This is a genomic window from Bacillus sp. F9_6S_D1_P_5 (assembly GCF_054823925.1).
In genome coordinates this window covers 32,585-46,296 of record NZ_JBTREW010000026.1, presented here as the reverse complement: position 1 = coordinate 46,296, position 13,712 = coordinate 32,585, and the positions used below count along the sequence as shown (strand labels likewise).

Sequence of the window (13,712 nt, the reverse complement as noted above, 5' to 3'; positions counted from 1 at the left end):
TATATATTCTAGATTGTGATTTATGAAATCCTCCTGTTTTGCACATATTACAAATAATAAAAAGATTTTAATTGAAAGGATTCGTAGTGTATAATGCAGATGATATTGATTTCTATCGATACATTATAAGGAGGACTTTTCATGAGTGTACATATTGAAGCAAAACAAGGCGAAATCGCTGAATCTATTCTATTACCTGGTGATCCATTACGTGCAAAATATATCGCTGAAACATTTCTAGAGGACGTTACATGCTATAATAACGTGCGTGGCATGTTAGGTTTCACTGGAACTTATAAAGGAAAACGTGTATCTGTTCAAGGTACAGGTATGGGTGTTCCTTCTATTTCTATTTATGTAAACGAATTAATCCAAAGCTACGGAGTTAAAAATTTAATTCGCGTTGGAACTTGCGGTGCGATTCAAAAAGACGTAAAAGTACGTGACGTTATTATTGCAATGACAGCTTGTACGGATTCTAATATGAACCGTTTAACATTCCCAGGTTTTGATTTTGCACCAGCTGCAAACTTTGATCTTTTAAAGAAAGCTTACGATGCTGGAACTGAAAAAGGCTTACATGTTCGTGTTGGTAATGTTTTAACAGCAGATGTATTTTACCGCGAAAGCATGGACATGGTTAAAAAACTTGGAGATTACGGTGTACTAGCAGTAGAAATGGAAACAACTGCTCTTTACACTTTAGCAGCGAAATACGGTGTAAATGCGTTATCTGTATTAACAGTAAGCGATCACATCTTCACTGGTGAAGAAACAACATCTGAAGAGCGCCAAACTACATTTAACGAAATGATTGAAATCGCTTTAGATGCAGCAATTCAACAATAATACATTAAAGAACTCGTCATACGTCTGTCGAGTTCTTTTTATGTGACTTTTTATTAAAAACTACTTTCGGAAGAGACAGATTTTCTCCTCTACTTTTTTGTACCATTTGTTATAATAAAGAAATCATTTATAGTATTTCTCACAAGAGGTGACGCAGTGAAAAACAGAAGTATCGTCTTTAAACTATTTTTATTAACATCGACATTATTTACAATCATATTCCTCCTTTTTTTCTTAGGACAATCTCTATTTTTAGAGAAATTTTATATTAATAAAAAAGTAAAAACAGTTCAAACTGCTTTTGAGAAGTTCGTAGCTAATTATGAAAAAAGTGATAAAGATCCTGAGGAAATTAGAAAACTAAAACAAGAATTTCATGATAAAACAAATGCTGATATGCAATTTTTAAATTCTGAAGGCATTATTAAAAGTGATAACAATTACTACATTAATGTCATTAATCCTAAAAATAATGAAACATATTTCATTCCACTCAATAATCTTTTAACGCCCGAAGAATATAAGAAATTCGAAAACTTAGGATTGAAAAAAGATGGCATGATAAACGTCGTCGGTTTGCTACGAGGGAAATCAATAACCCCACTAGAATTGACAACAAATTATAATAGATGGCAAAACGAACGTGTCACTTCAGATTTTCAATCCATTAATGGCAACTCTTCCAAAAATAGACTTACAAACCGCTCCAAAACTGTAAAGCAAATTGAGTTTACTGGTATTATATCTAAATTACAGCTCCCATCAAAAGCCGAGGTTCGGCTTGCAAATGATTTTGAAACATTACAAGCCGTTCAATATTTTGCAGACATTATTAGAAATGGCAATGCTAACTCGCACCAATTAAACACTTATATAATAGATGGCGGAGAGAATATAAAGAATAGTATCTTTGTAAAACCTATTATGGAAGACGGAGAAATTACAGAATACGCTTTTGCGATAGCATCTTTACAGCCTGTTAATGAAGCAATGCTCGTTTTAAAGGATTATTATGTCTATGCCTTAATCATCGTATTTCTCGTCATTATTTTGTTATCCTTCTACTACTCAAAAATCATTGTGAAACCATTAATTAAAATTAATCGCGTTACAAAAAAAATGGCCAATTTTGATTTTAGCGAGAAATTACCTGTGACAGCAGACGATGAGATTGGTGGGCTTTCCGGTAGTATTAATACGTTATCTGTAAACTTAAAAGACCGAATCGATCGATTAAATGTTGCCAATACAAAATTACAACAAGATATTGAACGTGAACGTCAATTAGAGAAAACGCGAAAAGAATTCATTTCTGGCGTATCACACGAATTAAAAACACCACTTAGTGTAATTAGAAGTTTCGCAGAAGGAATTAAAGATGGCGTTAGTAAAGATACGACGTATTACACAGATGTTATTTTAGAAGAAACCGAAAACATGAACAGACTTATTGTTGAAATGTTAGAATTAGCAAAATTAGAATCAGGTACGTACAAACTAGATATAACTACATTCTCAATCGGTGAATTAATTCAACAAGTCTATACAAAGTTATTATTTAGCATGGAAGAAAAGCATTTACAAGTGAACATAGATGTAGACTCTTCTATATTTGTTCAAGCGAATCGTAGTCGTATTGAGCAAGTGGTTGTGAACTTACTTAGCAATGCAATTCGCTATACGCCAGAAGGAGAAAAAATACAAGTTTCCGTTATAGAAATGGAAGATACAGTAAAAGTCGAAATCGAAAATACAGGAAACCCTATCCCAGAAGAAAGTCTTGAAAAAATTTGGGATCGTTTCTACCGTTTAGATGCATCTCGTAGCCGTCATACGGGTGGTACTGGTCTCGGATTATCAATTGTAAAAAACATTTTAGATCTCCACAAGGCGGAGTACGGTGTATATAACACAACTAATAGTGTTGTATTCTACTTTAATTTACAAAAAGTAAAAGAAGTCAAATAATTTGTCTTAATTTCACTAGGAGTTCACATGAAATTCACACTCTCCCTTTATAGTAAGAAACAAGTTAATCCTTTCCTTTACACATATAAAAGAGGAGAGTGCGTGAAATGAAACAAGCAGGACAACCTATTCAAAATGAAAAACAATTAGAAACTATCAAAAATATACTTTTACAATCTTCGAAACGTGATGGCTTATTATTCGTATTAGCTGTAAATTCTGGCTTAAAAGTAAGTGAAATCTTACAATTAAAAGTTAGCGATGTAATCGATGAAAATGAAAATGTTCGCCATTCCATTTTATTTTACAATGAAAAAGTAAAGAAACATAAATGGTTTGCTGTTAATGAAGACTTACAGCACGCAATCGAAGACTACATGAAAGAACGTAAAACTTGGAAACGTAATGAACCATTATTAAAGTCTCAAAAAGGAACAAAATCTATTACGAGACAACATGCATGGTACATTTTAAACAAAGCTGCAAAAGAAGTTGGATTAGAAGGGATTAGCTCACATACACTTCGAAAAACTTGGGGATATTGTGCATACAAATCAGGTGTTGACATCGCATTTTTACAACACTTCTTTGATCATAGTACTCCATCAAAAACTTTAAAGTATATCGGTATTGCTTAATAACTCTTATACATAAAAAAGGTTACCATTTTATAAATGGTAACCTTTTTTATGTTTCACATTCTCTTCCCTTGTCTCTCCTATATTGTAGTGGTACTCTAATAGTAAGGGGGAGAAATTATGAACACATTAACAATTGAATTACCGAAAGAAACGGCTGAAAAACTTGATTTATTAAAACAAGCTTACGAAAAGAAAACAGGTGCTTCCATTTCTGAGAGTACTCTAGTTCAAACACTTATCTCAAAAGAGTTTATCCAGGCGATAACTCCTTTTGATTTACAACAATTCGTCACTGGAAAAGAACAGCATTAATTGCTGTTCTTTTTTTGTACTTTATCAAGAGATCTCTGATAATAACTTCTTCGCTTCATCCAAACCTTTTATTTGGAATCTCCCTACTGTTAATGTCTCATAAAAAGTTTTTTATATATTTTTCGGAAAACTATTGACAATGATAATGATAACCATTATCATTTATTACGAAGCCAACAATTGATGAATCAACCAAACGCTCAGTAACATTGTTACCCCTCTTTTTCATATAGAAAGGCACTGTACATTCCCCCTGTTTGTACAGTGCCTTTCTTGTTTATTATCATTCAAACAAATTTAATTGCTCGGGCTTCGGCTCACCATATGTAATGTTCATCATTTTCATAAGCTGTTTCGCATTATCCGCTGCATCCCCGCCTGAATTGTTGTTAAATAGTACATATATGTTCTTTGTCTTCTTTTTTAATTGCTCTAATCTCTCTACCCATTCTTCTAATTCTTTATTGTTGTAGCGATATAAGCAACGAACCGCTCTCCAATTTTCTCCTTTATCAAGCCAACCATGAACATTTCGACCATGAAAACGTATTAACACCATCTCTGCATTCGTTACTTCTAATACGAGTGGTACTGAACCTATTCCAGCCTGCGGCTCATCACAAATGGTATGAATCCATTTCTCTTGTTCCAAAAATTGTAGCGTCTTATCTCTCATTTCCGGATAAAACCATGTTTGATTCCGAAATTCTATGGCGCATGGCAAACCTTCCATTTTTTCTTTCGTATATCGAAGAAAATCTACATTTTTTTTTCTACAATCAAACCATGGTGGATATTGAAATAAAATCGTTTGTAATTTACCAGCTTCTATTAAAGGAAGAATGGATTGTTTATATACATCAAACATTTCGTCAAACGTAGAAAAAGGAATTTCACCTTTCATATGTCCCGTCATTCCTTGATACGCTTTTACGACAAAAGAAAAATCATTCGGTGTCTCCATTGCCCATTTTGTATAATTTCGTGCAGGTTGCATCGCATAAAATGAACTATCCACTTCTACAATAGGAAAATGCTCACTATATGTTCGTAATTTATTTCTATTTTCATAGGGATCTATATATAAAGAATCATGATCTCCCCATCCTGTTACTCCAATGAAAAGCAAATATATCCCTCCCTTTTTCACTTCATCTTCTATTCATTCTACTCACTTCCTGAACACTTCGACTAATCAATTTCATTAAGTAGTCCCTTCTTTCAGAGTATCCGTATAAAAATATGATATACTAGATGGAAGAATTTTTAAATTGAGGGGTTATTTATTTATGCTTCCAAACGATGATATTGTATCTCATGAAAAACGAATAGAAGAACTAGAAAACAAAGTACGTTTTTATGAAGAACTTGTGAATCAATTACCACATCATTTCACATACAAAAATCCACATATTGGTTTACAAATAAAGAAAACGAGAACGACTCATTCCATTCAAAACATACAAAAAGAAAATAAAGAGGCTGATTTTCAACTTACTTGCGATTCATTATTTTTATTCGAACAACTTGAAACATACTTTGTTCATATTTTTGATGCTTTTTCACATCATGTAACATTTGTTGATAATAAAGGAAATATAACATTATGTAATCAAATTGCAGCAGATGATTTTGGTGTAGTACGAAATGATATTATCGGAAAGCCAATTCAACAATTACTACAATTACCAGAAGAAAAAATTAAAGCCCTTGAAACATTAAGAACAGGAACAGAAATATATAATGAAGAAGTTTTAGACAAAAACTATGGCATTTTAAATAACCGAATTATTCGTGATTATAACGGAGAGATTTTTAGAGTTATTAGTGTATTTCATTATTTAAACTCAGAACGTGATGCAGAAAAATTTTCGCTAGCAGGACGAATCGCAGCTGGTATTGCACATGAAGTACGTAATCCTCTTACAACCGTACGAGGTTATTTACAATTTTTACAAGAAAGTGTTTCTCCATCTAATAAAGAACTATTTAAAAACTTACTTATTCCTGAATTAGATCGCGCGAATAGTATTATTACAAAATTTTTATCTATTTCAAAAACACGCGAATTTACAAGAGAACCCTTTCCCATTAATACGTTTTTACGTGAGTATATTCAACAGTTACTAGCTAGTGAAGTCTTTTTACATAACATTTCAATTGATTATAATTTCTCTACCGAATTAGATGATATATTAGTCCATATTGATCGTCACGAACTTGTGCAAGTTTTTTTAAACCTATTTCAGAACGCTGTCGATGCACGAGGTGAAAAAAAACTTTCTATTCAAATCACTAGTTATCGCCTAGATAATTTTGTTCGTATTACATTCACTGATAATGGGATTGGTATTCCTCCAGCCATTCAAGAGTATATCTTTGATCCGTTCTTCTCAACAAAAGATTCAGGTACAGGGCTAGGCTTGTCAGTAACGAAGAAAATCATTCAAAATCATAACGGTACATTAAAAATGACTAGTAATGAAAATGGTACAACTTTCACTATTTCAATTCCAATCTTACCTAAGACAGCCCTTGAAAAATTAAATCAATGTGACTAAAGGACTAACCCACGAACTGCATGCCAATTGTTCAACATTCGGCATGCAGTTTTTTATGTTGAACTTTTCTTCTTTACATTATATGAAACCTTCGCTATACCTTACTTATCTTTTGCTAGATGGGCCAATTTCTTATTTTTTTAGAAATGGTAGTTTGTCCATCACGAATTTAGTATAAATTTCATTTTAATATATAGTAACGACTATTGATTCTATGGAAGAAAGGAATGAAAAGATGCACAATAAAAATAAAGGAAAAGTATTTTATGGTAATGATTGTTGCGAAGTCAGAGCTTGTAGTCATATTAACATTTCTAAGTCCGAACTTACAGAATTCGTTAGACTTCTTCAAGCTATTGGCCAAGCTATTCAAGCTGTATTTCAAAACCCTTCTCAAAATAATATCGATAACTTAATCGCTGCCCTAAATAACTTACAAAAATTCCTCAATTGTTTAGATTTATCTCCAGCACAAAAACAAATTGGAAATTCTATTATCGCTAATCTATTAACTATTTTGAGAACAACACCTTTCTCATGCGGAGCATTGTACGTTGAGCTACAAAGCCTGCTTAATTATTTATTGTATATTGCTAAGCTATTCAAAGTAGATTGTTGTACGATCGACAAACTAGTTAGACTCATAACAGAGATCCAAACTATCCTCGTTCAATACGGATCAGGTTGCCTTGGCGGAGGAGGAGCAACAGGTGCTACTGGCGCTACTGGACCTCAAGGACCTCAAGGTGCACAGGGACCAGCAGGTGTTCAAGGCGCTACTGGACCTCAAGGACCTCAAGGTATTCAAGGACCAGCGGGTGCAACAGGTGCTACTGGTGCTCAAGGACCAGCGGGCGCTCAAGGTGCTACTGGACCTCAAGGTATTCAAGGACCAGCAGGCGCAACAGGTGCTACTGGACCTCAAGGACCTCAAGGTATTCAAGGACCAGCGGGCGCAACAGGTGCTACTGGTGCTCAAGGACCGGCGGGTGCTCAAGGTGCTACTGGTGCCCAAGGACCAGCGGGTGCTCAAGGTGCTACTGGTGCTCAAGGTGCTACTGGTGCTCAAGGACCAGCGGGCGCAACAGGTGCTACTGGTGCTCAAGGGCCAGCGGGTGCTACTGGCGCAACAGGACCAGCGGGTACTCCAATTCCTGTAACTATCGCTGCAATTGGAAACTCAAATCCACAAACTATATCACCTGGAACAAACATCCAATTTAATCAAGTTTTTGAATTAAATAATATCACTTTCAACGATACTTCAGATACTTTAACAATTTTAGAAACAGGTGTATATGATATTAGTTTCTCAGCATCTACAACTTTCCCAGGATCTTCACCATTTGGATTCGGTATTTCATTCAACGGTCAACCACCTACTCGTAATTTCTCAACTAACGTTATCGGTAGTGCTGTTTCTTTCTCTACAATCGTTACTTTACAAGCTGGCACAACAATTTCTGTACAACCTACAGCAAATACTATTTCTATTCCTAACACAGGTGATACAACTGCAACACTATCAGTATTCCGAATTTACTAATTTCCACTCAATAAGCATATTTATAATAATATGTATCGTTTAACCGTGCATTAAATCTCTCTTTATATAGAAAGGAGCACTTATTTGGGAGGATAAGTGCTCCTTCTTTACGTTTCTTTACCTCAAATTTACTCTATCTTAATCCTCATTTTGTATGATAAATAGTGAAGTCAAAGATATGAAAGAGGGATGAAAATGAGAGTTATGTCACTAATACGCATTTGGTTTGCTCTTATGGTATGCATTATTTTATGTGTAGGATTTTTTTTAACTCTAAAATATTCCACTATATCAAAAGCAGAGAGAAAAACTGTTCCATACAAACTTTTGTATACGAAACAAAGTAACATCCCTTATTTCAATGCCACAAATAATGAAAAAAAAGTTATAAAAGGAATGCTCATTACGAAAGCTTCTAGTTCCGAAGCATTACTTCAAATCGCTGAAGCCATTAAAGATCAGTATACAAATAAAGACATTGATGAAATTACACTCACTATCCACAATGAAAATAATGGTAATTACGAAGAAAAATTACCTTACGAACCTATTAGTAAAGGAAAAATAATCGTCACATATGATTCCGAATCCTTTGGCAGTACGAACATTATACTTAACGAGTAATAACTAGTAAGAGTAGATGAAAATCTTCACCATTTTAAGTTTCACTTTGTTTTTCATACGAAAAAGAGGCGAATTTCGTTATCCGCCTCTTTCTTTTACCAAAATGAAGGAATCCATTCTTTCACTTTATCAATCCACTCTTGTTGCTCTTTTTTTCTTTGTTGTTCTTCTTCTTTCCTTCTCTTCTCTTCTTCTTTTCTTCGTTTTTCCTCTTCTATTGTATTCAATTGTTTTTTATAATCAGCCTCAGATATGAGCGATAACTGGAATGCTTTTTGAGCTGGATTGGCATTCGCTTTTCTCATAATATCCCGGAACATTGTCGTCGTAATTTGACTCCCGCCCGGAACATAATGATCACTATCTGTTTTATCATATCCTATCCAAATCGCACCTACTAAATCTGGTGTGTATCCAACAAACCATGAATCCTTTGCACCGGTGCTTGGTCCATTTACAATTTGAGTAGTTCCTGTCTTACCGGCTGTATCAACATTATTAACTTTCGCCTTTTCGCCCGTCCCCTTTTCGACAACACCTTTTAATAAATATGTCATCTTTTGAGAAATTTTCTCGCTTGTCACTCGTGTCTCTTTCTTATACCACTTTCCAATCGTTTCACCTTCAGCATTTTGTATCTCTCTAATCGCATGAGCTTCCACTTGGACACCATCATTTGCAAATGTACTATACGCTTGAGCCATTACAAATGGAGATGTACCTACATGCATACCGCCTAAAGCAATCGGATACGTACGATCTTCTGGTACTAATGGAATACCAAATCGCTCTAAAGATTTCAATCCTTTATCTAATCCAATCTGTTCTAATAGCCAAACAGCCGAAACATTGTACGACTTTGCCACAGCTTCATACATTGTCACATCACCGTGAAAAGTATGATCGCTATTTTGTGGTTTATATTCTTTAATATTAAATGGTTCATCTTTCAATATATCGTATACTTCATACCCTTGCTCTAACGCGGGTACATATACAGCTAAAGGCTTTAACGTTGAGCCAGGTTGTCTTTTTAATTGGGTTGCATGGTTAAACTGTAAAAACTGATACGGCCCTCTACCTCCAACTAAAGCTGGTACACCACCTGTTTTTGGATTCGTAAGAACTACACCCGTTTGCATAAGTTGGTCTGAGCCACTATCTTTGAAATAACTATCATTATTCACAACGTCTTCTACAGCCTGTTGTTTTTTCGGATCAAGCTCTGTATAAATACGATAACCACCCGCTAAAATTTCATTTTGTGTTAATTCGTACTTGTCCATCGCTTCTCTAACAATATAGTCTACATATTGAGAATATTTCCCCTTGTATTTATCATCCACACCACGTTTTAATACAAGACCGCTCTCTTTTTCTTTATTATACTGTTCGTCAGAAATATACCCTTGCTCTTTCATTAAACTTAATACGACATTACGTCTTTCAATTGACTTATTAAAGTTTTTATAAGGTGAATATGCAGATGGTGCTTTAATTAATCCTGCAATCGTTGCAGCTTCTGAAATTGTTAAATTTTTTACCTCTTTATCAAAATAAGATTTAGCTGCTCTTTTTATCCCCCAAGCACCTTCACCAAAATAAATTTGGTTCATATACATTTCAATAATTTCATCTTTCGTATACGTACGCTCTATTTTTTTTGTTAAAAAATATTCCTTTATTTTTCGAGAGTATGTGCGGTCTTGTGTTAGAAATACATTTTTCGCAAGTTGTTGTGTAATTGTACTTCCCCCTGCTACAACTTCTCCTGCTGTAATATTTTTAAAAACTGCACTTATAATTCCACTATAGTAAATACCGTGATGATTAAAAAATTCCTTATCTTCAACTGCAACAATTGCCTGAACCATAATATCAGGAATATCTTTCCTTTTAACACCTTCTGTTTTAGAAGAAGCTAATTTAGTCGCAACTTCATTATTTGCATCATAAATTAAGGTCGGTTGCGGAACAGCTTGTTTTAATTCAGATATGTCTTGAATGGAAATTATTATATTTATAGCAATAAATAGAGTAGCAAGTAAACTTCCTAATACAATTAATGAATTACGAAGTTTCTTTCTCTTATTGAACCACTCCTGCATTTTTTTTAAGTGAGTGTTCTTCAATTTCATTCGTTCACTTCCTTCGTTTGTTTACACTCTTCTTTTCAAAAGGAAGAATATACCTCCTTTTAAATTTATTATAATAGCGTAGTCTTTCCTGTAGTGTAAAGCTTTTCTTTCACATTCATACTTTTTGCAAGAAAAGGACATTCTACAAGTAAGATATTCAATATTGATTATTAATATTATTAATACAACAATAAGAGTTATGTTAAGTTTTTGTAAACTTTTCGATAAAATGTTTTAAAAAACGACAGTTTTTTGTTAGAATTGACTAGCCAATATATTTTACATATATTACTTTTGTGGGGGTAACTAATAATGGTCTTTAAATCAAAAAAAGATAAATTTTCTGAAATGTTAATGAATGTTTCCGAAAATTTAAAAGAAGGCGCGCAGTTTTTCGTGGAGTATAAAATTAAAAATGCTAGCGATTTAAAAGAGTTTTCTATGCGCATGAAAGAGTATGAGTCAAAAGGTGACTCATTTATTCACGAAATCATTATGGAGCTAAACAAAGCGTTTATTACTCCTATTGAACGTGAGGACATCCTACAACTTGCAATGAGTATGGATGATGTATTAGACGGATTAGATCATAGTGCTGGTCTATTCGAAATGTATTCTATTACAGAAGCTGATGAATACATGATTAAATTCGTAGAAGCAATTAATCAATGTGCGATTGAAATTGCAAACTCTGTTGAATTAATGTCTAACAAAAAATTAGTCGACATTCGTACAAATGCGATTAAGATTAAGGATTACGAATCGCAATGTGATGATATTCGCCGTCATGCGATTAAACACTTATTCTCTCGTGAAAAAGATCCGATTAAAATTATTCAATACAAAGAGATTTACGAAGAGCTTGAAGAAGTAGCGGATAGCTGCCAAAGCGTTGCAAACGTACTAGAAACAATTATTATGAAGAACGCGTAAGGAGTTTGATCATGGATACACTCTTGATACTGACCGTTTTAGTAGTCATTTGCGCTTTAGCTTTTGACTTTATCAATGGATTTCACGATACAGCAAACGCTATTGCAACGGCTGTTTCAACGAAAGCTCTAAAGCCTAGACATGCAATTGTTATGGCAGCTATTATGAACTTTTTAGGTGCAATGACATTTACAGGTGTAGCAAAAACGATTACAAAAGATATCGTTGACCCATTTGCCTTGCAAAATGGTTCTCTTGTAATTTTAGCTGCTTTACTTGCGGCAATAGCTTGGAACTTAATTACTTGGTACTACGGTATTCCAAGTAGTTCTTCGCATGCAATTATTGGCTCAATCGCAGGTGCAGCTATCGCTGCTGCCGGTATTAGCTCATTAAATCTTAAAGGGTTTATCAAAATTCTTGAAGCTTTAATCATTTCACCGATTATCGCTTTTGTTATCGGTTATACCGTATACAGTATTTTTAAAGTCGTCTTTAAAAACTTCAATTTAACGAAGACGAACAAAAACTTCCGTATATTCCAGATTTTCACTGCTGCATTACAAGCTTATACACACGGTACGAATGATGCGCAAAAAGCAATGGGAATCATCACGATGGCTCTTATGGCTAATAGCTACCATACTTCTAGCGACATCCCGTTCTGGGTACAATTATCTTGTGCGATTGCAATGGGTCTTGGTACTTCTGTCGGTGGATGGAAAATTATTAAAACTGTCGGTGGACAAATTATGAAAATTCGTCCTGTAAATGGTGTAGCTGCCGATTTATCATCATCTCTTGTTATTTTCGGGGCAACATTCATTCACTTACCAGTTAGTACGACGCACGTTATCTCTTCTTCTATTTTAGGGGTTGGTGCTTCTCATCGTGTAAAAGGTGTAAAATGGGGAACTGCAAAACGCATGTTAATTACTTGGGTTATCACACTTCCTATTTCAGCTTCTTTAGCTGCTTTATTTTACTCTTTATTACAATTAATCTTTTAATTAAAAGTCGTCTTCCTTATTTTTCTAGGAAGACGACTTTTTTGTGAACAAAGCTTTTTCTCATGAAAAAGCGTGTATAATAATTGGTGGATAAGTTATATAGAGGAGTTGGCAATTTTGGAATACATCATGTTACTTTTCATCGGGCTAATCGCCGGGACAGTCGGGAGTCTAGTCGGGCTTGGTGGCGGAATTATTATTGTTCCGTTACTAATCGGATTACACAGCCTATCACCACAACTTGCAGTAGGAACTTCAATGGTAACAGTCGTTTTTACAGGACTATCTTCCACCCTTACTTATATGAAGCATAAACGAGTAGATTACAAAAGTGGACTTATTTTATTTATCGGGAGTGGCCCTGGTGGCATCATTGGCTCGTGGGCAAATAAATTTTTAAACCAAGATACATTTTCTTTATATTTTGGGATTTTCCTTATTTTTGTCTCCATTCTTCTTATGTTACGAGACAAATTAAACCCCCTTTCTTTATCAAATATGACGGTAATTAAGCGTTCTTTTACAGATAACGAAGGAAACACTGTACACTATCAATTCCCACCGCTTCTCGCTATCTTTATCGCCTTTATAGTTGGTTTTATATCTGGGTTATTTGGAATTGGTGGCGGTGCCTTACTTGTTCCAGCAATGATGCTACTTTTTGCATTCCCAGCACACATTGCTGTAGCAACTTCGATGTTTATCGTATTTCTATCAGCAATTGTAAGTTCGGCAACTCACATCTCTCTTGGAAATGTCAGCTGGATTTACGCATTAATTCTTATTCCTGGTGCATGGATTGGCGGAAAAATCGGGGCTTATATTAATACAAAATTAAGCGGTAACGCCGTAATTAATTTATTACGTATCACATTAATTATTCTCGGAACTAGATTAATCATTACTTCTTTTTTATAACGCGTTCTTTTTAGAATGCGTTTTTTCTTATACACATGAATATAAAAATCCTCCTAAGAGAACAAATAAAATTAAACAAACACATAATAGCATGTAATTAGAAATATGTACTTTCCTCACGTTGACCACTCCTATAACTGCGACTGTTATCTTTATGATAGCGAAAAAATAGTTTACTTGCAGTTACAAAGTGCTAACAATGCAAAATCATT

Annotated in this window: 12 protein-coding genes; 10 read left to right on the top strand and 2 right to left on the bottom strand. The window is 34.3% G+C overall.

Annotation, left to right across the window (positions count from 1 at the left end):
- The first annotated feature begins 141 nt into the window (after nucleotides 1-141).
- The 4 genes from deoD (at nucleotide 142) to ACUXEY_RS24315 (ending at nucleotide 3,770) form a co-directional block, all read left to right on the top strand.
- Nucleotides 142-849 (top strand): purine-nucleoside phosphorylase, encoded by a 708-nt coding sequence (gene deoD / locus ACUXEY_RS24330; RefSeq protein ID WP_000110707.1) that lies wholly within the window; start codon nucleotides 142-144, stop codon nucleotides 847-849.
- A gap of 156 nt (nucleotides 850-1,005) precedes the next feature.
- Nucleotides 1,006-2,817 carry a sensor histidine kinase gene (locus tag ACUXEY_RS24325; protein ID WP_461301808.1) on the top strand — a complete coding sequence of 604 codons (1,812 nt, stop codon included), beginning with the start codon at nucleotides 1,006-1,008 and terminating at the stop codon, nucleotides 2,815-2,817.
- 107 nt (nucleotides 2,818-2,924) lie between these two features.
- Complete coding sequence (locus tag ACUXEY_RS24320; protein WP_000806236.1) at nucleotides 2,925-3,455, top strand: tyrosine-type recombinase/integrase; 531 nt, start codon at nucleotides 2,925-2,927, stop codon at nucleotides 3,453-3,455.
- 120 nt (nucleotides 3,456-3,575) lie between these two features.
- On the top strand, nucleotides 3,576-3,770 hold the full coding sequence (locus ACUXEY_RS24315; protein ID WP_001094861.1) for a DUF3924 domain-containing protein: 195 nt from the start codon (nucleotides 3,576-3,578) through the stop codon (nucleotides 3,768-3,770).
- A gap of 283 nt (nucleotides 3,771-4,053) precedes the next feature.
- On the opposite strand, the gene ACUXEY_RS24310 is transcribed toward ACUXEY_RS24315, so the two are convergent.
- On the bottom strand, nucleotides 4,054-4,899 hold the full coding sequence (locus tag ACUXEY_RS24310) for a DUF72 domain-containing protein (protein WP_461301807.1): 846 nt from the start codon (nucleotides 4,897-4,899) through the stop codon (nucleotides 4,054-4,056).
- 160 nt (nucleotides 4,900-5,059) lie between these two features.
- Here ACUXEY_RS24310 and ACUXEY_RS24305 point away from each other — a divergent pair, with 160 nt between their 5' ends.
- The 3 genes from ACUXEY_RS24305 (at nucleotide 5,060) to ACUXEY_RS24295 (ending at nucleotide 8,501) form a co-directional block, all read left to right on the top strand.
- A complete protein-coding gene (locus tag ACUXEY_RS24305; RefSeq protein ID WP_461301806.1) occupies nucleotides 5,060-6,331 on the top strand; it encodes an ATP-binding protein in 1,272 nt (423 codons plus the stop codon).
- 235 nt (nucleotides 6,332-6,566) lie between these two features.
- Nucleotides 6,567-7,877: a Gly-Xaa-Xaa repeat protein gene (locus tag ACUXEY_RS24300; protein WP_461301805.1), complete on the top strand. Its 1,311-nt coding sequence runs from the start codon at nucleotides 6,567-6,569 to the stop codon at nucleotides 7,875-7,877.
- Nucleotides 7,878-8,072: 195 nt separating this feature from the next.
- Nucleotides 8,073-8,501, top strand: coding sequence for a hypothetical protein (locus ACUXEY_RS24295; RefSeq protein WP_461301804.1), 429 nt, complete (start codon nucleotides 8,073-8,075; stop codon nucleotides 8,499-8,501).
- Between the two features lie 95 nt (nucleotides 8,502-8,596).
- Here ACUXEY_RS24295 and ACUXEY_RS24290 read toward each other — a convergent pair whose 3' ends face one another.
- The gene (locus ACUXEY_RS24290) at nucleotides 8,597-10,639 is read right to left on the bottom strand and encodes a transglycosylase domain-containing protein (RefSeq protein ID WP_461301803.1); all 2,043 of its coding nucleotides are present in this window, start codon (nucleotides 10,637-10,639) and stop codon (nucleotides 8,597-8,599) included.
- Nucleotides 10,640-10,951: 312 nt separating this feature from the next.
- Between ACUXEY_RS24290 and ACUXEY_RS24285 the strand changes: the two genes are divergently transcribed.
- The 3 genes from ACUXEY_RS24285 (at nucleotide 10,952) to ACUXEY_RS24275 (ending at nucleotide 13,500) form a co-directional block, all read left to right on the top strand.
- A complete protein-coding gene (locus tag ACUXEY_RS24285; protein ID WP_000231448.1) occupies nucleotides 10,952-11,572 on the top strand; it encodes a DUF47 domain-containing protein in 621 nt (206 codons plus the stop codon).
- An 11-nt stretch (nucleotides 11,573-11,583) separates the two neighbouring features.
- Complete coding sequence (locus ACUXEY_RS24280; protein WP_166702134.1) at nucleotides 11,584-12,582, top strand: inorganic phosphate transporter; 999 nt, start codon at nucleotides 11,584-11,586, stop codon at nucleotides 12,580-12,582.
- A 117-nt stretch (nucleotides 12,583-12,699) separates the two neighbouring features.
- Nucleotides 12,700-13,500: a sulfite exporter TauE/SafE family protein gene (locus ACUXEY_RS24275; RefSeq protein WP_076856103.1), complete on the top strand. Its 801-nt coding sequence runs from the start codon at nucleotides 12,700-12,702 to the stop codon at nucleotides 13,498-13,500.
- Nucleotides 13,501-13,712: the final 212 nt, after the last annotated feature.

What these genes read in the sequence shown, in the direction of transcription:
- ACUXEY_RS24295 (WP_461301804.1), top strand. Translation starts at nt 8,073, where the DNA reads ATGAGAGTTATGTCACTAATACGCATTTGGTTTGCTCTTATGGTATGC.
- ACUXEY_RS24285 (WP_000231448.1), top strand. Translation starts at nt 10,952, where the DNA reads ATGGTCTTTAAATCAAAAAAAGATAAATTTTCTGAAATGTTAATGAAT.
- ACUXEY_RS24305 (WP_461301806.1), top strand. Translation starts at nt 5,060, where the DNA reads ATGCTTCCAAACGATGATATTGTATCTCATGAAAAACGAATAGAAGAA.
- ACUXEY_RS24280 (WP_166702134.1), top strand. Translation starts at nt 11,584, where the DNA reads ATGGATACACTCTTGATACTGACCGTTTTAGTAGTCATTTGCGCTTTA.
- ACUXEY_RS24290 (WP_461301803.1), bottom strand. Translation starts at nt 10,639, where the DNA reads ATGAAATTGAAGAACACTCACTTAAAAAAAATGCAGGAGTGGTTCAAT.
- deoD (WP_000110707.1), top strand. Translation starts at nt 142, where the DNA reads ATGAGTGTACATATTGAAGCAAAACAAGGCGAAATCGCTGAATCTATT.
- ACUXEY_RS24315 (WP_001094861.1), top strand. Translation starts at nt 3,576, where the DNA reads ATGAACACATTAACAATTGAATTACCGAAAGAAACGGCTGAAAAACTT.
- ACUXEY_RS24320 (WP_000806236.1), top strand. Translation starts at nt 2,925, where the DNA reads ATGAAACAAGCAGGACAACCTATTCAAAATGAAAAACAATTAGAAACT.
- ACUXEY_RS24300 (WP_461301805.1), top strand. Translation starts at nt 6,567, where the DNA reads ATGCACAATAAAAATAAAGGAAAAGTATTTTATGGTAATGATTGTTGC.